18 protein-coding genes and 2 pseudogenes are annotated in these 19,504 nt (G+C 38.0%); 6 read left to right on the forward strand and 14 right to left on the reverse strand.

The genetic code is table 11. The features are described 5' to 3' along the window. The first annotated feature begins 3 nt into the window (after nt 1–3). From C4H12_RS07560 to C4H12_RS07570, 3 genes are all read left to right on the forward strand, one after another. Nucleotides 4–708 carry a DUF4272 domain-containing protein gene (locus C4H12_RS07560; RefSeq protein ID WP_106098378.1) on the forward strand — a complete coding sequence of 235 codons (705 nt, stop codon included), beginning with the start codon at nt 4–6 and terminating at the stop codon, nt 706–708. Nucleotides 709–792: 84 nt separating this feature from the next. Then, on the forward strand, nt 793–1,473 hold the full coding sequence (locus tag C4H12_RS07565) for a hypothetical protein (protein WP_106098379.1): 681 nt from the start codon (nt 793–795) through the stop codon (nt 1,471–1,473). Between the two features lie 37 nt (nt 1,474–1,510). Further along, nucleotides 1,511–2,524, forward strand: a complete 1,014-nt coding sequence (locus tag C4H12_RS07570) for a Gfo/Idh/MocA family oxidoreductase (protein ID WP_106098380.1) — start codon at nt 1,511–1,513, stop codon at nt 2,522–2,524. On the opposite strand, the gene C4H12_RS07575 is transcribed toward C4H12_RS07570, so the two are convergent. Next, nucleotides 2,507–2,998, reverse strand: a complete 492-nt coding sequence (locus tag C4H12_RS07575) for a thioredoxin family protein (RefSeq protein ID WP_106098381.1) — start codon at nt 2,996–2,998, stop codon at nt 2,507–2,509. The two genes, C4H12_RS07570 and C4H12_RS07575, sit on opposite strands and share 18 nt — an antisense overlap. A gap of 59 nt (nt 2,999–3,057) precedes the next feature. After that, a complete protein-coding gene (locus C4H12_RS07580) occupies nt 3,058–3,537 on the reverse strand; it encodes a Dps family protein (protein ID WP_106098382.1) in 480 nt (159 codons plus the stop codon). Nucleotides 3,538–4,172: 635 nt separating this feature from the next. On the opposite strand from C4H12_RS07580, the gene C4H12_RS07585 reads away from it, so the two are divergent. The 3 genes from C4H12_RS07585 (at nt 4,173) to C4H12_RS07595 (ending at nt 8,395) form a co-directional block, all read left to right on the forward strand. Beyond that, a complete protein-coding gene (locus C4H12_RS07585) occupies nt 4,173–5,471 on the forward strand; it encodes a pseudouridine synthase (RefSeq protein WP_106098383.1) in 1,299 nt (432 codons plus the stop codon). Between the two features lie 22 nt (nt 5,472–5,493). Continuing rightward, nucleotides 5,494–6,519, forward strand: coding sequence for a Holliday junction branch migration DNA helicase RuvB (gene ruvB, locus C4H12_RS07590; RefSeq protein WP_106098384.1), 1,026 nt, complete (start codon nt 5,494–5,496; stop codon nt 6,517–6,519). Between the two features lie 247 nt (nt 6,520–6,766). Beyond that, nucleotides 6,767–8,395 carry an acyl-CoA carboxylase subunit beta gene (locus C4H12_RS07595; protein WP_106098385.1) on the forward strand — a complete coding sequence of 543 codons (1,629 nt, stop codon included), beginning with the start codon at nt 6,767–6,769 and terminating at the stop codon, nt 8,393–8,395. A gap of 55 nt (nt 8,396–8,450) precedes the next feature. Here the strand turns inward: C4H12_RS07595 and atpG are convergent, their stop codons facing one another. The 12 genes and pseudogenes from atpG to C4H12_RS07655 all read right to left on the reverse strand — a co-directional run bounded on the left by atpG (nt 8,451) and on the right by C4H12_RS07655 (nt 19,499). Beyond that, nucleotides 8,451–9,311, reverse strand: coding sequence for an ATP synthase F1 subunit gamma (gene atpG / locus C4H12_RS07600; RefSeq protein WP_106098386.1), 861 nt, complete (start codon nt 9,309–9,311; stop codon nt 8,451–8,453). A gap of 49 nt (nt 9,312–9,360) precedes the next feature. Further along, a pseudogene (locus C4H12_RS07605) lies at nt 9,361–10,038 on the reverse strand (DUF2625 domain-containing protein). 2 nt (nt 10,039–10,040) lie between these two features. Beyond that, nucleotides 10,041–10,760: pseudogene (locus tag C4H12_RS07610) on the reverse strand (DUF1266 domain-containing protein). A 28-nt stretch (nt 10,761–10,788) separates the two neighbouring features. After that, on the reverse strand, nt 10,789–12,369 hold the full coding sequence (atpA, locus tag C4H12_RS07615; protein WP_106098387.1) for a F0F1 ATP synthase subunit alpha: 1,581 nt from the start codon (nt 12,367–12,369) through the stop codon (nt 10,789–10,791). A 151-nt stretch (nt 12,370–12,520) separates the two neighbouring features. Then, the gene (atpH, locus tag C4H12_RS07620) at nt 12,521–13,069 is read right to left on the reverse strand and encodes an ATP synthase F1 subunit delta (protein ID WP_106098388.1); all 549 of its coding nucleotides are present in this window, start codon (nt 13,067–13,069) and stop codon (nt 12,521–12,523) included. 7 nt (nt 13,070–13,076) lie between these two features. After that, on the reverse strand, nt 13,077–13,568 hold the full coding sequence (locus C4H12_RS07625; RefSeq protein ID WP_106098389.1) for a F0F1 ATP synthase subunit B: 492 nt from the start codon (nt 13,566–13,568) through the stop codon (nt 13,077–13,079). A 92-nt stretch (nt 13,569–13,660) separates the two neighbouring features. After that, nucleotides 13,661–13,858 carry an ATP synthase F0 subunit C gene (gene atpE / locus C4H12_RS07630; protein ID WP_106098390.1) on the reverse strand — a complete coding sequence of 66 codons (198 nt, stop codon included), beginning with the start codon at nt 13,856–13,858 and terminating at the stop codon, nt 13,661–13,663. A 29-nt stretch (nt 13,859–13,887) separates the two neighbouring features. Continuing rightward, the gene (gene atpB / locus C4H12_RS07635; RefSeq protein WP_106098391.1) at nt 13,888–14,955 is read right to left on the reverse strand and encodes a F0F1 ATP synthase subunit A; all 1,068 of its coding nucleotides are present in this window, start codon (nt 14,953–14,955) and stop codon (nt 13,888–13,890) included. Nucleotides 14,956–15,063: 108 nt separating this feature from the next. Then, nucleotides 15,064–15,582, reverse strand: coding sequence for an adenine phosphoribosyltransferase (locus tag C4H12_RS07640; protein WP_106098392.1), 519 nt, complete (start codon nt 15,580–15,582; stop codon nt 15,064–15,066). Nucleotide 15,583: 1 nt separating this feature from the next. Continuing rightward, nucleotides 15,584–16,525 (reverse strand): citrulline utilization hydrolase CtlX, encoded by a 942-nt coding sequence (gene ctlX / locus C4H12_RS07645; protein ID WP_106098393.1) that lies wholly within the window; start codon nt 16,523–16,525, stop codon nt 15,584–15,586. 115 nt (nt 16,526–16,640) lie between these two features. Next, entirely contained in the window at nt 16,641–17,447 is an 807-nt protein-coding gene (locus tag C4H12_RS07650) for a glycoside hydrolase family 16 protein (RefSeq protein WP_106098394.1), read from the reverse strand. Between the two features lie 99 nt (nt 17,448–17,546). Beyond that, on the reverse strand, nt 17,547–19,499 hold the full coding sequence (locus tag C4H12_RS07655) for a RagB/SusD family nutrient uptake outer membrane protein (RefSeq protein ID WP_254424731.1): 1,953 nt from the start codon (nt 19,497–19,499) through the stop codon (nt 17,547–17,549). Nucleotides 19,500–19,504: the final 5 nt, after the last annotated feature.

The raw sequence follows: 19,504 nt of genomic DNA on the forward strand, positions 1-19,504 counted from the left end.
CTTATGAATAATAAACCAATTACTGCGCAAGAGCGCAAAAACAGAAGTATAGCAATACTTGCGTCGCAAGGCGTACCTTATATAGAACATTTGCCCTTTCGTTATGAAACAGAGGAAGTAACCCCTCGTGATAAAAAAGAAGTCATTGAGCGGGCAGTATGCTCATTTGCTTCTATAATGTGTGCTTTATCTATCAGTGAAGGTGAATATTCTGAAGAGGATAGAGTATATGCAGAAGATTTTCTTTCAGAAAAATACAATGCCCTTGAGTTGCTAACTCCTATGGAACAGCAGGTGATTGCAGGTACTATAAGTGAGGCAGGAGCTATGAATGCCTCTTGGAAATACGAGTCATTATGGGTATTACTATGGGCTCTGGGCATCGTAGAAGAACTATCATTCCCCAATGAGATTTGCGATTGCGATTTGATAATGGATACAATGGACGAGTTTGAGGGGCTTGATGACTTTATGGCACATACCACCCTGCGCCCCATAGAAGAAATCTTGCAAGCCTTAGACTTGCACTATCGCTACCACTGGACAACAGTAAATGCTCGTATATACGGTTCGGACTTAGCAGGTTTAGACGAAGATATCGTAATGGAACGCCGTGCTGGCTTGGAATGGTTGTGTTGCAAAGGACAAGAGAACGACAATCTTACCGATAGCGACAACGCTTGGGATTACCCCGAACTAGGTACTTAATAAGTTAGAGAATAGGAAATAGAGAATAGGAATTAGCACATCGCTGGCGCGAGCTTATAGCTCGTGCCTTGTTAACAATTCAAAATGAAAATCATCTCTAAATTCAAAGATTACTACGACTATAAAGTAGCTGAGTACGGCATAGACGAAAACCTTATCTATGACCGACGGTTGCCTGCGGGGGTAGGTGTTGGCACTCCGCAAAGGAGCTGGATTACCTTCGAGAATGCTACTGATAATGAGGCACTGCACTCGGCTCTCTATGTGGGGAATACACTTGTGCACCTCTTTGCTACTCCCTCTAAAATATATACCCAGTGGGACTTTGCTGACCCTGATGATTGGCATTACAATCTATTTGATTTGTGGTATGGCGACCGTTATGTGCTGATGAATGATGGGAAAGAAATTAGGATAACCTCCTACTTATCGGCTACTTGTGACACCTTACTTGAACAAATGGAAGCCCCGCGCGAGCAGAATATCTTTAAGTTGGAAGAGCGACCGCCGTGGCTGGTATTGAAAAGTCCGTTGTTGCTCATTTACAACAAAGACTATAGAGAAAATAATAGGGCTACCCATTATATAAATTTGCAGGAACTCGGCATCTATATTGACCCTGATTTTGTATGGCAGCATATCGTGCAGTACCTTTCCGACCTGAAAACCCAAGCCGAGCAATCGCCCGAACTGCCTAACAACTTGAAAATAGACAGCAAAGGTTTTGACAAAAAACGTTCTTTTCGCCCTAAAATGAAAGATTAGCTTTTCTTCGATAAAATAAATATATAACACCCTTGATATGAATATTGCTCTTGCTAGTTTTGGAATGAGTGGGCGTGTGTTTCACGCTCCTTTCATTGCTGCCCACCCGCAGCTGAACCTATATGCAATAGTAGAGCGACACCGCTCGGACTCACGTGCTTTGTACCCAGAGGCGAAGCTATTGCGCTCGGTAGAGGAAATGCTACAAGACCCTTGTATTGATTTGGTAGTGGTGAATACTCCTATCCAAACGCATTACGCTTATGCTAAAGCGGCCTTGCTGGCTGGGAAGAATGTATTGGTAGAAAAGCCTTTTACTGTGACCCTTGCTGAAGCACAAGAGCTGAACTCGATAGCTATAGCACAGCAGAAGCTGCTGAGTGTGTACCAAAACAGGCGTTATGATGGTGATTACCTTAAAGTGAAGGAGGTAGTGGAAAGTGGTGTGCTGGGGGAACTGAAGGAGGTAGAAATTCGTTTTGACCGCTTTCGGAGTGAAATTAGTAGTAAAGCCCATAAGGAGAGTGCGCTGCCTGGTGGTGGTGCGCTGTATGACCTTGGGGCGCACCTTGTAGACCAAGCTTTGCAGCTTTTTGGTAAGCCCAAAAAAATAATCACCGATTTGGGTTACCTTAGGAAAGGTACTCAAACTGATGATTATTTTGAACTCATTTTTATGTATGACAATCAGCTTAGGGTGCGGCTGAAATCGACTACATTTGCACTGGAACGCCAATGGGAGTATACGCTGCACGGGAGTGAAGGCTCTTTCTTACAACAGCGTTTTGATGGACAAGAGGCGGCTTTGGTAGCTGGGGCTACCCCCTCACCTACCCCTTGGCTGCCTACCATTGGTGAGCCTAATGGGATACTACACACCCTTGGTGGTGGGCGTGAGCTTACTACTGCACAAGATGGTAATTACTGGCATTTTTATGAGGCTTTGTACCAAGCACTAATAGGCAATGGTAAAAACCCTGTGCCTGCGGCTGATGCCATTGAGGTAATTAGATGGTTGGAAAATCAGCCGATATTACAATCTTCCTTGTAAGAACTTCTTTACTTTTTTGCGGTCGTAGCCTTTTGCTTCTTCTAAATCTTCACTTTTTTGGGTAAAGAGTACTTCGCCTTTGGGGCTGAGGATAAGAAAGGCGGGGTAGCCATATTGGTTACCTGGGTTGCCGTATTTGTTAAAGGCTTTTTCATTCTTATTTTCGGGAGAGTAGTTAAGATGATAAAAGATGTACTTTTTGTTCAGGATGCGTTTTAGCTCGGGGTCGGTAGTTACGAGGTGGTTAAAGCGCAGGCACCATACGCACCAGTTACCGCCTATTTGCACTAAAAGTTTTTTGTGCTGTTTTTTGGCTTGGGCGAGCAGCTGGGTGATGCGGGCATCGCCGTCTTCTTGGGGATTATAGGGCTGCTGGTAGGCAGCTTTTTCTTTATTTACATCGTCACTACTTTGAGCTAAAGCAGTAGTTATTGCCCCACATAGGAGGGCAGCTATTAAAATATATTTTCTCATCATAACAAAAAAGGCACAAAAACTGTGCCTTTTATTTTTAACCGTTGTTTTTTAGGGGATTAAATTACCTCATTGAGGTATGCTTTAAGCATCCAAACGTTCTTTTCTTGTTCGGAAACGAATCCGCTAATGAGAGAGTTGGTACCTTCGTCGCCTATTTCGTCGGAAAGGGTAAGTAATTCTCTTTCAAGGGGAAGAAGTGCGCTAATGGTGTTGATTACCAAACGTACGGTTTTGTCGTCGTCAAAAATGTTTTCTCCTACGGGTACGGTAGCGTGTTTCACATAAGATTGCAAAGTGTGGAAAGGCACGCCGCCGAGAGTAAGGATACGTTCGGCGATTTGATCGACTTGTTCTTGGGCAGAGTTGTAAAGTTCTTCGAACTTAATGTGTAGTTCAAAGAAGCGTTTTCCTTTGATATTCCAGTGTACCCCGCGTAGGTTTTGGTAGTAGGTTTGGTAATTGGCAAGCAATACATTTAGTAAGCTAACTTCTTTTTCGACTTGGGCTTTGTTAAGCCCTAAAGTATTTAAACTCATAATTTGTTCTTTTTAAAATTCTACGGTGCAAAGGTAAGGCATTTCTTGCTACAATGGTGTTGTTTTATTATAGATTTTTCAGATTTTAGAATAAGATTTTTATAGGTAAGAGGTAAGAGATAAGATGAAATGAGGAAAATGTAGTGTTTTGGGGATTTTGTTGTGAATTTAGCAAAGGGGGATACAGAAATCGAAGGGGTTGATAATGAGCGATGTAAGGTCTTTCCTTCGTTTATAGTTCGTTTATCCTTCGTTATAGGTTCGTTCATCCTAAGGGATAGCTGTATGGTGGTTGGGGTGATGCTGGAAGTGTAATTAGTTGATTATAAGGTGATTGTGTTTTTAAGGGGGATGTAGGATTGGGGTTGGGAATTATTGAAGGATTGGCAATAAAAAGGGGGAAAAGATGTATTTTTGACAATAATTAAAAGATGAGGGGTAAGGGGTTTGGGGTGGTGGAGTTGGTATTTTTTAGAAGAAGTGAGTATTATTGGGGGGTTGTTGGGGTATGATTGGAGGAGGGTGTGAGATTTTGTGTATTGGATGTGATTAAGAAATTGGGGGATTTGGTAATTCAAAAATTATTCGTACCTTTGCAGCCTTAAACTATGATATTATAGAGAGATTTAATTTGTATGGAAACCAGAAAATTTAACAACAACTACAAAAAAAACAACTACGCTTCCGATGGGAATACGGAACGTAAACCTTACAACAACTCGTCGTACAAAAACAACGACAACCGCAAGAGTTATAGCAGTAATGGGCGAAAAGAGTACAATGAGAGTCCTTATAAAAAGAATTCGTACTCGCAAAACAATGAAAACAGGAGCTATAACAAGCCTTATTCGGGAGAAAGTAACAATTCTGAACGCAATAACCGCTATAATAACAACAATTCTGAACGCAATAACCGCTATAATAACAATAATTCTGAACGCAATAACGGTTATAGTAACAATAACCGATACAATAACAGCGAAAACCGCTATAACAATAGCGAGAATAGGTATAACAGCGGCGAAAATAGATATAACAACGGCGATAAATACGCTAAAAATGACTATCGCGGGGGTAATAACAATAGGTATAACAATAATAACGAAAATAAGTACAGCAGTAACAACAATCGTTATAACAACGGGAATAAATTCAACAAAAAACCTTTTGCCAATACCTATAAAAATAACTCGGAGCCTGTAGAATACGCTCCGGTACCTGCTACTGAGACACGCTTGAACAAGTTTATTGCTGATGCGGGTATCTGTTCGCGTAGGAATGCAGATGTGTATATTTCGGCAGGGAATGTAACGGTGAATGGAGTGGTGATGACTACCCTTGGCTACCGTGTGAAACCTACTGATGAGGTGCGTTTTGACGGTAAACTGCTATCTTCGGAGAAGAAAGAATATATATTACTGAATAAGCCTAAAGGCTTTATTACTACCACTAATGATGAGAAAGGGCGCAAGACCGTAATGGACTTGGTAGCTAACGCTACTAATGTGCGTATTTTGCCGGTAGGACGCCTTGACAGGGCTACTACAGGGCTACTACTGCTTACTAACGATGGTGAACTTACCAAAAAACTAACCCACCCTACTCACGGGGTACGCAAAATATACCATGTTATTTTGGATAGGAAGTTGGAATATAAAGACTTCGTGGCAATACAAGAAGGACTAGAATTGGAGGACGGGTTCATTGAAGTAGATGAGATTAGTTACGTAAATGATAAGCCTAAGAACGAAATAGGTATTAAAATACATAGTGGACGCAACCGTATAGTACGCCGTATTTTTGAGCATTTGGGTTACCAAGTGGATAAACTTGATAGGGTGGTATTTGCGGGACTAACGAAAAAGGATTTGCCTCGCGGACATTGGCGTAGGCTAACCCAACAAGAAGTGATAAACCTGAGAAATATGAAATAGTGCCAAAGCACACTTTATTATCTTGAATAAGAATTTAGACCCTAATAAAGAGAATTACTCGGCGCAGGAGCTTGATATAGAGCGAGCCCTGCGCCCTTTATCGTTCGATGATTTTGCCGGACAAGAAGCTGTATTGGAAAATCTTAAAGTATTTGTAAAGGCCGCTAATATGCGAAACGAAGCTTTAGACCATACTTTGTTTCACGGTCCGCCAGGACTTGGGAAGACTACTCTTGCCCATATACTTGCTAATGAGCTGGGAGTAGGTATTAAAATTACATCAGGCCCAGTGCTGGATAAACCTGGTGACTTAGCAGGCTTGCTTACGAACCTACAAGAACGCGATGTACTATTCATAGACGAAATACACCGACTAAGTCCTGTGGTTGAAGAGTACCTATACTCGGCTATGGAAGATTATAAAATTGATATAATGATAGAGTCGGGGCCTAATGCAAGGACAGTGCAAATTAATCTGAATCCTTTTACACTTATTGGGGCTACTACGCGTTCGGGACTGCTTACTGCGCCTATGCGAGCACGTTTTGGGATCCAAAGTAGGCTGCAATACTACTCGACCGAGCTTCTTGGTGATATAGTGCAACGGAGTGCTTCTATCCTAAGAGTGCCTATTGAACCTCAAGCTGCTATTGAGCTAGCTAGTAGAAGTAGAGGTACCCCGCGTATTGCTAATGCCCTGCTGCGACGCATTAGGGACTTTGCTCAAATAAAAGGTAATGGAAAAATAGATGTTGAAATAACACGATTTGGACTAAAAGCCTTAAATGTAGATGCTCATGGATTGGATGAGATGGACAATAAAATACTCTTGACCTTAATTGATAAATTTAAAGGAGGACCTGTGGGGATTACAACTCTTGCAACAGCTGTATCGGAAAGTGCTGAAACTATAGAAGAAGTGTATGAACCCTTCCTGATACAAGAAGGTTTCATAGTACGTACCCCTCGTGGACGTGAAGTGACTGACCTAGCATATAAGCACTTAGGAAGAGTGAATATAGCAAGACAAGGTACTTTGTTTGAATAAAGCAATTAACAATTAGATAAAGAAAATCCCTTAAAGTACGGTGTTACTTTAAGGGATTTTTATTGGTTATTATTAGGAGATAAAAATGAAAAATGTGGTACATTAAGGGTGAGTTAGAAAATAGCTATAAGAGAGGTAATTTGTGCTTACATATAAGTAGAATTTTGGTAAATTTGGGCGATAAGAGCCATAGTAGATTTGTTAATTTATTAATTATCCGTATCTTTGCAGCCTGATTATTTTTACAATGGATATTCAATTCAATAGCAACGAAGATTATAATAAATTAGCATTAAACGAACTACGCAAACGCTTACTGAAAGTAAAGGAAGGCGGAGGAAAGAAGAACCTTGAAAAACTTCATAGCCAAGGTAAACTTTCTGCACGTGAACGTATTGAGTTTCTTTTAGATAAAGATAGACCTTCTATAGAAATAGGAGTCTTTGCTGGCGATGGTATGTATGCAGAACATGGAGGCTGCCCTTCGGGTGGAGTGGTAGTGGTAATGGGCTATGTATCAGGAAAACAGTGTATAGTAGTAGCTAATGATGCTACTGTGAAGGCAGGAGCTTGGTTCCCTATTACTGCTAAAAAGAACCTTCGTGCCCAAGAAATAGCTATGGAGAACCGCTTGCCTATCATCTATTTAGTAGATAGCGCAGGGGTTTATTTGCCCTTGCAAGATGAGATTTTTCCAGATAAAGAACACTTTGGACGTATTTTTAGGAACAATGCCTTGATGAGCAGTATGGGTATTACCCAAATAGCTGTGGTAATGGGGAGTTGTGTGGCAGGAGGGGCTTATCTTCCTATAATGAGTGATGAGGCACTGATAGTAGATAAAACAGGTAGTATCTTTTTAGCAGGAAGCTACTTAGTAAAAGCTGCTATAGGTGAAACTATTGACAATGAAACTTTAGGTGGAGCAACTACTCATTGCGAAATTAGCGGAGTAACAGACTATAAGGCTATTGATGATAAAGATGCTCTTAACCGTGTAAGGCGTACTATGGCGAAACTTGCTGATGCTGAAAAGGCGGGCTTAAACTGTATAGAAGCACACAAACCGCTAAAAGATCCTAATGAAATATATGGCCTATTACCAAAACTACGTTCTGAACCTTATGATATGAAGGAAATTATTCTGCGATTGGTAGATAATTCAGAATTTGATGAATATAAAGAAGGTTATGGACAAACAATCATCACAGGATATGCACGTATTGAAGGATGGGCAGTAGGTATTGTAGCTAACCAACGCAAGGTAGTAAAGACTAAAAAAGGAGAGATGCAGTTTGGAGGTGTTATCTATTCGGATAGTGCTGATAAGGCTACACGCTTTATTGCTAACTGTAACCAGAAAAAGATTCCTTTGCTTTTTTTGCAAGATGTTACAGGATTTATGGTAGGCTCAAAATCGGAGCATGGAGGTATTATTAAAGATGGAGCTAAGTTGGTAAATGCTGTGGCTAACTCAGTAGTTCCTAAGTTTACAGTTGTAATAGGTAACTCATACGGGGCAGGAAACTATGCTATGTGTGGTAAGGCTTATGACCCACGTCTTATTGTATCATGGCATAGTGGCAATATTTCGGTAATGGGTGGTGCACAAGCTGCTAAAGTACTATTACAGATAGAAACTGCTACCCTAAAGAAAAAAGGTGAAGAACTTACGCCCGAAAAAGAAGAAACCTTATTCAATCATATCAAAGAGAAGTATGATGAACAAATATCACCTTATTATGCTGCTGCCCGCCTATGGACAGATGCTATTATAGATCCATTAGAAACTCGGCTATGGGTATCAATGGGTATAGAAGCGGCTAATAACGCACCTATTGAGAAAAAATTTAATTTAGGAGTAATACAAGTATAAAACAAAAGAGACTGCTCAATAATATTGAGCAGTCTCTTTTGTTTTTATCTAATTATTAAGTCAAAGCTTCGGATCCTCCTACAATTTCTATAATCTCACCTGTAATAGTTGCTTGACGGGCTTTATTATAGGTAAGTATAAGTTCATTTTTAAGATCTTGAGCATTATCAGTTGCTTTATGCATAGCTGTCATACGAGCTCCATGTTCAGCAGCTACTGAGTCACGTAAAGCTTTAAAAAGTTGTATTTTAAGTGATCGTGGGATAAGTTCTTCTACAATCTCTTGTTTTGAAGGCTCATAAATATAGTCGGTATGTAATGCTGAAGTTTTAGTATTAGCTACAGGCTGTATTGGTAAAAAAATCTCATCAGTAAGAATTTGGGTAGCAGCATTCTTAAAACTGTTATAAACCAATACTATTTGGTCATATTTACCTGAAGTATATAGCTGCATCAGTTCTTCTGCTAAAACAGCTGCTGTAGTAAAACTAAGCTTATCAAAAATCTGACTGTTATGTGCTACAATCTTATCAAATTTCTTAAGTACATCATTCCCTTTCTTACCTATAGTATATAGCTGTACCTGCTTCCCCTGATAGGTAGTTTGTTCTAATTCTAACGCTTTTTTTATCACACTAGCATTAAATGCCCCGCAAAGTCCGCGATTAGAAGTTATAGGTACTAAAAGTACTTTTTTAACAGCTCCTTGGCGTGGATTATACATATTTTCACTACCCAAAGCTGCACTGAGGTGTTCCAGTAACTGCTTGAGCTTATAAGCATAGGGTTTCATCGCTATAATAGCATCTTGTGCCTTTTTCAATTTAGCTGCTGATACCATTTTCATTGCTGCGGTAATTTGCATTGTTGAACTTACCGATGAAATTCTGCTTCGTATTTCTTTTAAATTTGCCATTTTATTAGGTAAGAGGTAAGAGGTAAGAATTCCTATTTACCACTAATTATTAACGGTTATTTAATTGTCTTTGAAATTCAATTGTTATAGCGTAACTCTCTTGTATGGGTACTAACCTTCTAGTACTATTTTCAAGGTCTTTTCCTTCTTTTGTCCAAAGAAAAGGAAAGAACGAAAACACTTGATCAGCGGTGGCTTGTGCTACTTCTTCCTTACAACCTTTCCAATAAAAACCTTCATAGAACATTTTGAGATCTCCAGAAAATGTCCAATTCAGAAAGTCAGAATAAGTACAATTCATATCTTCCCATTCTAAAGTATCTGGAGCTAAATAAAATACTTTTCCTAAACTACCTTCACTAAGTCCACCTCCATTAATTGCAAAATAACCACCAAGTATATCATCAGCAATGAGAAGAAAACTAGGTTGTTCACTATAATTATCATATGATTTACCTTTATTCCATCCCATCACTCCTCTTTGAAGTCTTTCACATCCTGAGCCCAAAATGCGTATCTATCCATCATCAATAAGAATACCTCCTGTTTCATAGATTATAGCACCCATAGGTGAACGAGTGGTTACCTGTGTTCTAAGAAGCTCTTCCTCGGCACGCTTTATATCTTTGGGAAGTATCTCATAAGGGTTAGTTGCTTCTTGCAGCCACTCTTTTACTAATGCCCAGCCCGATTCTTTTGTATTGATTAATTCATTTAAGGTTTTCAATATTAAAAAGAGTATTTCTGGTAAACATCTATATCTTCTATCTTCCTTAATGAAGGAGACTTGCTATGGAATAGCTGAGAGGTAAAAATAATAAGCTCATCCAAATTAAATCCTTGAATAGTACGTCCTAAAAGGAAAGAGATAGTATATTCTTGCCAATTTTTGCCTTGTTCTTTTGCAATAGCGGCTACTTGGTTTAGCACTTCCCACATTTCAGCCTCAGTAAGGTACTTACATCAATAGCACCATTTAGCTAAAGAAGCCGCTCTACACAAATCCCAAGCATAAGCGGACTTTACAGTCTCTACTTGTTGCACCTCTATTCCTAAGCCTTTAGCTATTTGTTTTTGAATTTTGCTAAGTTCAGGTGAAGTTTGCGTAAGTAGAGGACGGAATTGGAGTGAACGTTTCTGTGCTAATAGATCATTTATAGTTTCTTTAGCTGAAATACTATCTGTTATTTCCCATTGTTGACGTAATCCTTGCTTATAACGTTCTAATATTTCAGTAGGCATTAGGTTAAGCAAATGCTCACCACGATAGTAAGTTAGTATTGCTCCAAAAGTAAGCAATCGCTTTTGCTCTTCTGTTAAAGGATCCTGATTAATATGTCCTACCTGCTTTTGTAAATATTTTTTTGTATAGGATTTGTTTACATAAATCTGCACAACAAATAAAAGTAGAACTCCTATAATTATCAATATTATATAAATAGTAGACATAATAATGGACGTTTTAAATTAACACTTACTATTTAGCGTATTTTTCACTCAAATCTTTAGCTACTTGCTCCAAAGTAGTAGTAATCTCATCAGTAAGTTTACCTGCTTTTAGTTCATCTAAAATATTACGATGAGATATATTAAGAAACTCTAAGTACTCTTTTTCAAACTCTTTTATTTTGCTTACTGGTACTTGGCGCAATAGGTTTTTAGAACCTGCATAGATAATCGCAATTTGATTTTCTACAGGATAAGGGTCACTTTGTGGCTGTTTCAAGATTTCCACATTGCGCTTACCTTTCTCTATCACTCCCATAGTAGCCGCATCAAGGTCAGAACCAAACTTAGCAAAAGCTTCAAGCTCGCGGTATTGCGCTTGGTCTAATTTTAGCGTACCAGCTACTTTTTTCATTGATTTAATTTGAGCTGAACCTCCTACACGTGATACTGATATACCTACGTTAATAGCTGGACGTACTCCTGAGTTAAACAAGTCAGATTCCAAGAATATCTGTCCGTCGGTAATAGAAATCACGTTAGTAGGGATATAAGCTGATACGTCACCCGCTTGTGTTTCAATAATAGGCAATGCTGTAAGTGATCCCCCTCCTTTTACTAAAGGTGCAATGCTTTCAGGAAGATCGTTCATTTGACGCGCAATAGTATCATCACCAATTACTTTAGCAGCACGCTCTAACAGACGAGAGTGCAAGTAAAAGACGTCGCCAGGGTAAGCTTCACGTCCAGGTGGACGACGCAATAACAATGACACCTCACGATAGGCTACTGCTTGCTTAGAAAGATCGTCATAGATAATAAGAGCAGGACGGCCTGTATCACGGAAATACTCGCCAATAGCAGCGCCTGCAAAAGGAGCGTATACCTGCATAGGAGCGGGATCGGAAGCATTAGCAGCTACAATAGTAGTGTAAGCTAAAGCCCCTGCATCTTCTAAAGTCTTAGTAATACCTGCTACTGTTGAAGCTTTCTGACCAATAGCCACATAAATACAATATACTGGTTTACCTGCATCATAAAACTCTTTTTGGTTGAGTATAGTGTCAATACAAACAGTAGTTTTACCTGTTTGACGGTCACCAATAACCAACTCACGCTGTCCACGACCTATAGGAATCATTGCATCAATTGCCTTGATACCTGTTTGCAAAGGTTCATTTACTGGCTGACGGAAAATAACCCCTGGAGCCTTACGCTCTAACGGCATTTCATATAATTTACCTGTAATAGGTCCTTTTCCATCAATAGGTTGTCCTAAGGTATTTACCACACGTCCTACAATTCCTTCTCCTACATTAATAGAAGCAATAAGACCTGTGCGTTTTATAGTATCTCCTTCTTTAATATCAGTAGACGGACCTAAAAGGGTAACCCCTACATTATCTTCCTCAAGATTAAGGACGATACCTTGTAGTCCGTTGTCAAATTTTACTAATTCACCGTATTGCGCATTCGATAGGCCGAAGATACGCGCAATACCATCACCCACTTGTAATACTGTACCTACTTCTTCCAAAGAGGCATTAGCATCAAAGTGTGCTAGTTGTTCTTTTAAAATTGCTGAAATTTCAGCGGCTTTTATTTCTGCCATTTTTTATTTTTTAGCTATTAGTCGTTAGTTTATCTATTTTTTTAAATATTCTATTTTTGAAAAGCTCAAACAAAGTAGCTGTAGTAATAAATGAGAAGCACATTACAATCATTCTTATAGGAATTTAATTAGTTTATGCTTGTTATCTACCTTATAGAAATAATTTTTCTTTAAATTCTTGTTGCAATCTATTGAGCTTATATGCAACACTTGCATTATATTGAATATCGCCTACGCGAAGTATAAAGCCTCCTATAATATTCTTATCAACCCTATTTTCAATAGTAATATTGTTATTTTGGGTAAGGGTAATTACCTTTTGCAACATTTGTTGTTGGGTAGCAGCATCAAGTGGGGTAGCAGTAGTAACTACCGCTATTTTGTTATTTTTGTAATTGTTATATTGCAATACAAACTTTTCGGCTACTGCTCCTAATATAGGCAAGCGTCTGTTCTCAATTAGCAAGTCGAACAAACGATGTGTTTGAGGTGTAATAGCATTAAAGACTTTGGTAAGTACACTTTTCTTTACTGTGGTTTTCACAATAGGTGAAATGAGCATGCGTTCCAAATCTTTATTGGCTTTTATAGTTTTATCTATCAAGGTCATATCGGCAAATACTCCTTCCAAACTATTTTGCTGGAGGGTGTATTCCAAAAGAGCCTTGGCATATCTGTTTGCTACTCTCAATCCGTACATAAGCTACTTAATTTAAGGTAACATTTTTAAGGTAATCATTGATGAGGGCAGTTTGTTTTTTCTCGTCTGAGAGTTCGCTTATCATCACTTTCTGAGCCATTTCAATAGAAAGTGCTGCTACTTGGTCCTTCAGTTGAGCTAAAGCTACTTTTTTCTCACTTTCAATAGCTTGTTGAGCTTGTTTGATAAGCTTAGCCCCTTCGCGACCTGCTTCGTCTTTGGCTTCAGTTATTATTTTATCTTTGATATCTCTTGCCTCCTTAAGGATAGTATCTCTTTCAGCACGTGCTTCAGCCAAGAGACGTTCGTTATCAGCTTTGAGATTAGCCATTTGTTTTTGAGCCTCTTCTGCAGCTTCTAAAGCTTGGTTAATAGAATTTTCACGCTCTTTTACTGCACTCATTATAGGCTTCCAAGCAAATTTTGCTAGGAGGAAAAGCAATATTAAAAAGATTATTGTATTCCAAAATAATAAACTCTCAGGATGTGCTAAATTCATTTTATTAGTTATTTATTATCAGTTATCAATTATTAGTTTTTAGAAAAAAACCGTTATGTAACCAACCGTTACACAACGGTTTTGTTGTTTTATTATGCCATGAAAGCTACAACGATAGCAAAGAGGGCAGCTCCCTCGATAAGTGCTGCAGCGATAATCATCGCAGTTTGAATTTTTGAAGACACTTCGGGTTGGCGTGCAATACCTTCAACGGCAGATGCACCAATTTTACCAATACCGATTCCTGCTCCGATGGCTGCTAATCCAGCCCCAATTCCTGCTAAAACCATATATATAAAATTTAAATAGTTACTTGTTATTAATGTTCTTCAACTACTGCTTGCCCTATAAATAACGCTGATAGGAGCGTAAATACATACGCTTGTAATACTGCCACTAAAAGCTCTAAGGTTTGCATAAATACTGTAAATATTATAGATACAGGTGACACCCATACTGAGTTAAATATAAATATCATTGATATTAAGCTCAAAGCAATGATGTGTCCTGCTGTCATATTGGCAAATAAACGTATCATAAGAGCAAAGGGCTTAGTAAAAATACTTAGTAGCTCAATAGGTATCATTATAGGCAAAATCCATACAGGAACCCCTGGTGGAGCAAAAATGTGTTTCCAGTAGTGCTTGTTACCACTAAATATAGTAAGTAGCAGGGTAAAAAATGCTAACATACCTGTAAAAACGATATTGTTAGTTACAGTACCTGCAAATGGAAAAAATGGAATAAGCCCAAAAAGGTTTCCTGTCCAGATTACAAAAAACACAGTAAGAAGATAGGGCATATACCTATTGTAATACTTTTCGCCTATATTTGGTATTGCTATTTCATCACGTACAAAAAGTACTATAGGTTCTAACACACCTGCTAAGCCTTTGGGAGCTTTGGGATTCTTTTTATAAGAACGTGCTACTGAAGTAAAAATAAGTACTAATAGTACAGAAATCAGAAATAATGAGAATACGTTTTTAGTAATTGAAAAATTAAGAGGACGGGAATTAGTTACTTTTCCTTTTTCATCTAAAGAAAGAGGGGTACCTGCAGTAGCGTAATAGATATCTTCTTTATAACGCACAAACTGCTGCCCATCTTTTTCTACCACTACAGTTCCTTTATTATCATGATGAAACTCACTTGATAAAAAAGTTACTAACCCATTATTAGTATAAAGGATGATAGGCAAGGGCATAGAATAGGCGTGCCCTTTATAGTCAAAAAGGTGAAAATCATGCGAATCGCCGATATGTTCATCAATAAGCTCATTGATATTGAAAGGTTCTTTTTCCTGATTATCAGCGCAGAAGCTAATAGTAGGAAGTAGAAATACTAAAAATAATGCGATATATGCGATATATTTTTTAAGTGCCATTACTACTTATTTTTATTCGTGCAAAAATAGGAGTTTTTATTTAAGTAGCGAAATTTTTAACAAACTTTTTCACTCTCATTTTCTTAACTCACTGTAAATCAATAGACATTATAAGATACTATACACTGAATGCCCACTTAGTTTATCACGTCCATTCAAGAAATGTAATTCCATTAAGAAATCAAGCTGTACTATATGTCCTCCAAGTCGTTCTACTAATTTAATTACAGCCTGAGCTGTACCACCAGTAGCGAGGATATCATCATGAATAAGAATTTTTTCACCCTTATTAATAGCATCTTGATGAATTTCAAGTACATCTTGTCCATACTCTAAATCATAAGTTTGTGAGAGTGTTTTATAGGGTAATTTCCCTTTCTTGCGTACTGGTACAAAACCAGCTCCGAGACGCTGCGCAAGGAGCATACCAAAAAAGAAACCACGGCTTTCCATACCTACTACCTTATCAATTTTTTGTCCGTGTAGGTTTTCTACCAATAAATCAATAACATATTCCACTCCTTTTACGTCCATTAACAAAGGGGTAATATCTTTGAATATAATTCCTTCTTTAGGAAAATCTTTAATATCTCTAATTCTATTTTGAATGTATTCTTTTTTGTTCATTTTAATTATTAGTTGCTAGAGGGTTAAATACTTCAGCTAACATACAACGCGCACTCCCCCCTCCACAGGTTTCAATAGTTTCTAAATTACTATGGATAATATGTGTGTATTTTTCAATAGTACTGATTTGTTGAGGCGTGAGGGCATTATAAGCTGTATCACTCATTACCATATAGGTACTATCCTTACCTTGCACTTGTAACATATTACCCGCATACTGATGCATTTGCTGGATAGTAATGTTTATAACCTCTTTGTTATCCTCTTTAAGGTGATTGAGAAGGTTTTTTCGTTCTTTTTTATCGGTAATGGTATCTAAACATACTATTGCAAAATTAACTCCTAAGGCCATCATTACATTGGTGTGATAGATAGGCATTGCCTTACCATTGACTTGCTGGTAAGCCGTAAAGAGTACAGGGGTATACTCAAAATCTTCACAAAACTCAATAAAAAGCTCTTCATCGGCGCGAGGTGATAAGGCGCAATAGGCTTTACGGTTTACCCTATCAAGTATCATAGCTCCTGTACCTTCTAAAAATATATTTTCTTTCTCGGCTTCGGTATAATCATATACATTCTCAATATCAAAACCTTCAGCTTCAACCTTTTCTAAAATATCTTCACGGCGCTCACGACGGCGATTTTCGGCAAACATAGGATAAATAGCTACATTGGCATTTTGATGGAAAGTAATCCAGTTATTAGGGAATACCGAATCCGGGGTATTTTGCTCATAGATATCATCAATAGCAATAACCTTTACACCTACCTCACGCAACTTTTGTACAAGACCATCAAACTCTTGTTGCGCTTGGCGGTTTATTTCCTCGTTTTTCAAATCCATTTCCTCTTGGAAATAGTTATTAACAACGGTTTGTTCATTCATACGGAAGCGCACAGGGCGCACCATTAGTACTGTGTTGGTAATTTGTTTTTTCATTTTCTTCTTTTGAAAGGGACAAAGGTACAAATATTTTTTTAATTAGCAAAGAACTAAAAAAGAGGCTGTTCAAAAAATTAGAAACAACCTCTTTATCTTATTATTATATTACATTCTATTTTTGATAGTAGCGTACCCAATCAATATACATTTTGACAGGCTTATCAAAGGGTTCTACCTCGCCTACCCACTTACCTCCTAACTGCATATCAATAAGTAAGTAATAAGGCTCATTGGTAAAGGGGTATTGTCCTTCATTTTCCTTACTTGCATCACGCTCATAAGTATAAGTAAGCTGGTTATTCACGTAAAACTTTACTGCTTTATCATCCCATTCTACTCCATAAATATTATAATCATCAGGGTTAATAGCGTGGGTAGTGTTGTGCTTATGATTTTTATATTTTTGGGTATAACTACTATGTACTGTTTGATACACAAAGCTATCATAGTTAAGGCGTTCTAAAATATCTATCTCACCACCTGTAGGCCATTTGGCTGTTTTGGGGAGCATCCAGATAGCAGGCCAAGAGCCTTTAGTACCTTCAAGCTTGCATCGCACTTCAATTTTACCGGGGTCAAAGTACTTTTTATTTATAGTATATACACCCCCTGTAATATATTGTGAAGAATCTTTTTGTAGATCGGTATTCATTTTACCTGAGAGAATAAGATTGCCATCGGTAATATCAAATAGGCTTTCATCATCACTCATTGTATTACGCCAATCTATATTAGGGTTACGTGATATTTTGCTCCATATATCAGTAGCAAATATATCATCACGATCAAAGTCATCTTGCCAAGTAAGTTTCCACTGGGTAGTGGTAGAAGGCTGTTGTGTATTGGCTTTCTGCTTTTCCTTTTCTGAACAGCTATTAACAAGCCCTATAAAAGCTGATAGTAATAAAATTATTTTCATTTCTTACAATATTAATTGAAAAAGAGGCTGCTCCTTATTATAAGGTAAAACAGCCTCTTTTTTATAAACCTATTTCAAAAGTGATATAAGCAATTGAAATTATTCGGTAGGAATGCCATCCGCTTGAGCTGGCCAATATGGGTTAGGATATACCACACTAGTGCTTAAATCACCTCCTTTTGAGGTACGTAAAAAGTTTTCGAAACCTATAGGAGATAGATAATGAGCTTTGGTCCAAGTAATACCATTGTAATACAAGTTATTTTGTTGGATTATTTGGTATGGACGTATGTAATTGCTTAAGTTCTTTGATGATATGTTAGGACTAGCAGCAGGTAAAGCAACTAATTTAGATACTCCTTTGTTATCTTTATATTTATCATACATACTTGCCCAAAGGTTCATACCTTCTATTTGGTAGTTATTTAGTTGATCCATAGCACGCCAACGTTTTAAGTCTTCCCAACGCATACCTTCTGCTATAAATTCACAACGACGTTCACGACGGATATTGTAAAGAGTTGGATCTACTTTTTGTCCTGCTGAATAAACAGCCCAGTCGTTTTCTTTATCTAGATTGGTAGCTGCTATAGTAGCTTGGTAGTTATCACTTACTCCTGCACGTACACGTAAAGCTTTCCAATAACGAGCTGCATCAGCATCTATGCTATTATTTTTTACATAGCAAGCCTCTATATAATTGAGGTAAGCTTCTGATGCACGGAATACGATACAACCTGCTTCGGTAAGTACTGCATCGGTAAGGTATTTAGGATCACCATTAAGACCTTTTTTTACATCATATCCTGTTACTGATTTTCTTTCAACGATTGAGTTGATGATATCAGGATAGCTATTTACTTGTTGATTAACTGCTAAGTAATCACCAGGTACACGCATAAATAGTTGCAAACGCTCATCACGGTTATTTTTCACTGTAGTTAAATCAGCATCTCCTTGATAGCCTGATCCTAAATCATAAATAGGCAAACCATTTTTCATTAAGAAAGCATCTACAAAGCCACGAGTATAACCACTGTTACCACCACCTGTTAAGAAACCGTTAGTATAGTGACCTACACTTTTTTCAGCACTGTACTGTCTCCAAAGTAATACTTCTGAGTAACCTGATTGGCTGTTATCTCCATACATTTTGAAGTAAGGATTGCTAAATACATCGGCTCCTGTAACATTATGGTTATTGGTTACCAATGTGAAAGCATCGGCTACAGCTTTGGCTGAAGTCATTGCTTCGGTTAAGAAGTAGTTAATTTCACTATCAATATTAATGCTAAAACCTGATAGGTAAGGCATATTAGCCCCTGGCCAACCTGGACCTCCTGGTACGTGTGCTGTACCTTTATGGTATTTTAACCAAGTACCTTCATACAAGGCTACACGTGAACGGAAAAGTTGTGCTACCTCTTTGCTAATACGGTTTTTGTTTTCTACAGGTCCTGATTTTAGTAGGGTGATAGCCTTATCCAAATCTTCTAATATAAAGCGAGCAACCTCATTACGAGGGCGACGTTTTGAAGCTTCTATAAGGGCATCTTCATTATCAGGAAGCACTGTTTTTACTATTGGATAATCACCATAGGCTTCTAAACGAGTAAAATACTCATAAGCTCTTAAAAAGTAAGCTTCGCCTAAGTAGTGATTAATATTGGCAGCTGTACCTACGATTTTTCCAGCTTCAATTTTAGGGGTTATTTCGGCAATAAAGTAATTCAAAGCACGTATATTACCAAAGTTATAACCATCGGTACCAGTAGGGACGTGCCATTGTCCTTTTAGCCAAGCTCTATTTGCATCTCTATCAGCTTGGTTATCTGTACCATTATCTGCTTTGAAACGTCCTATACTATAGCCAGAGTGCGTAGGGAAACTATAATAATTAATAGTATAGGCAGCTAAATCGGCTTCGGTATTAAAATACTGCTGAGGGGTAATGTTTGAGAGAGGCTCTCTGTCCAAAAAATCATTACATCCTACAAGCCCTACCACAATAAGGGTAGCAGCTATAATATTTCTGTATATCTTTTTCATCATTTTGT

The sequence above is a fragment of the Capnocytophaga sp. oral taxon 878 genome (assembly GCF_002999135.1).
In the GTDB taxonomy this organism is placed as follows: domain Bacteria; phylum Bacteroidota; class Bacteroidia; order Flavobacteriales; family Flavobacteriaceae; genus Capnocytophaga.

Coding starts and splice junctions, on each gene's coding strand:
- C4H12_RS07570 (WP_106098380.1), top strand. CDS start 1,511: ATGAATATTGCTCTTGCTAGTTTTGGAATGAGTGGGCGTGTGTTTCAC.
- C4H12_RS07560 (WP_106098378.1), top strand. CDS start 4: ATGAATAATAAACCAATTACTGCGCAAGAGCGCAAAAACAGAAGTATA.
- ctlX (WP_106098393.1), bottom strand. CDS start 16,525: ATGAAAAAACAAATTACCAACACAGTACTAATGGTGCGCCCTGTGCGC.
- C4H12_RS07650 (WP_106098394.1), bottom strand. CDS start 17,447: ATGAAAATAATTTTATTACTATCAGCTTTTATAGGGCTTGTTAATAGC.
- C4H12_RS07565 (WP_106098379.1), top strand. CDS start 793: ATGAAAATCATCTCTAAATTCAAAGATTACTACGACTATAAAGTAGCT.
- C4H12_RS07595 (WP_106098385.1), top strand. CDS start 6,767: ATGGATATTCAATTCAATAGCAACGAAGATTATAATAAATTAGCATTA.
- atpG (WP_106098386.1), bottom strand. CDS start 9,311: ATGGCAAATTTAAAAGAAATACGAAGCAGAATTTCATCGGTAAGTTCA.
- C4H12_RS07585 (WP_106098383.1), top strand. CDS start 4,173: ATGGAAACCAGAAAATTTAACAACAACTACAAAAAAAACAACTACGCT.
- C4H12_RS07655 (WP_254424731.1), bottom strand. CDS start 19,499: ATGATGAAAAAGATATACAGAAATATTATAGCTGCTACCCTTATTGTG.
- C4H12_RS07625 (WP_106098389.1), bottom strand. CDS start 13,568: ATGAATTTAGCACATCCTGAGAGTTTATTATTTTGGAATACAATAATC.
- C4H12_RS07640 (WP_106098392.1), bottom strand. CDS start 15,582: ATGAACAAAAAAGAATACATTCAAAATAGAATTAGAGATATTAAAGAT.
- atpB (WP_106098391.1), bottom strand. CDS start 14,955: ATGGCACTTAAAAAATATATCGCATATATCGCATTATTTTTAGTATTT.
- atpH (WP_106098388.1), bottom strand. CDS start 13,069: ATGTACGGATTGAGAGTAGCAAACAGATATGCCAAGGCTCTTTTGGAA.
- C4H12_RS07580 (WP_106098382.1), bottom strand. CDS start 3,537: ATGAGTTTAAATACTTTAGGGCTTAACAAAGCCCAAGTCGAAAAAGAA.
- atpA (WP_106098387.1), bottom strand. CDS start 12,369: ATGGCAGAAATAAAAGCCGCTGAAATTTCAGCAATTTTAAAAGAACAA.
- atpE (WP_106098390.1), bottom strand. CDS start 13,858: ATGGTTTTAGCAGGAATTGGGGCTGGATTAGCAGCCATCGGAGCAGGA.
- C4H12_RS07575 (WP_106098381.1), bottom strand. CDS start 2,998: ATGAGAAAATATATTTTAATAGCTGCCCTCCTATGTGGGGCAATAACT.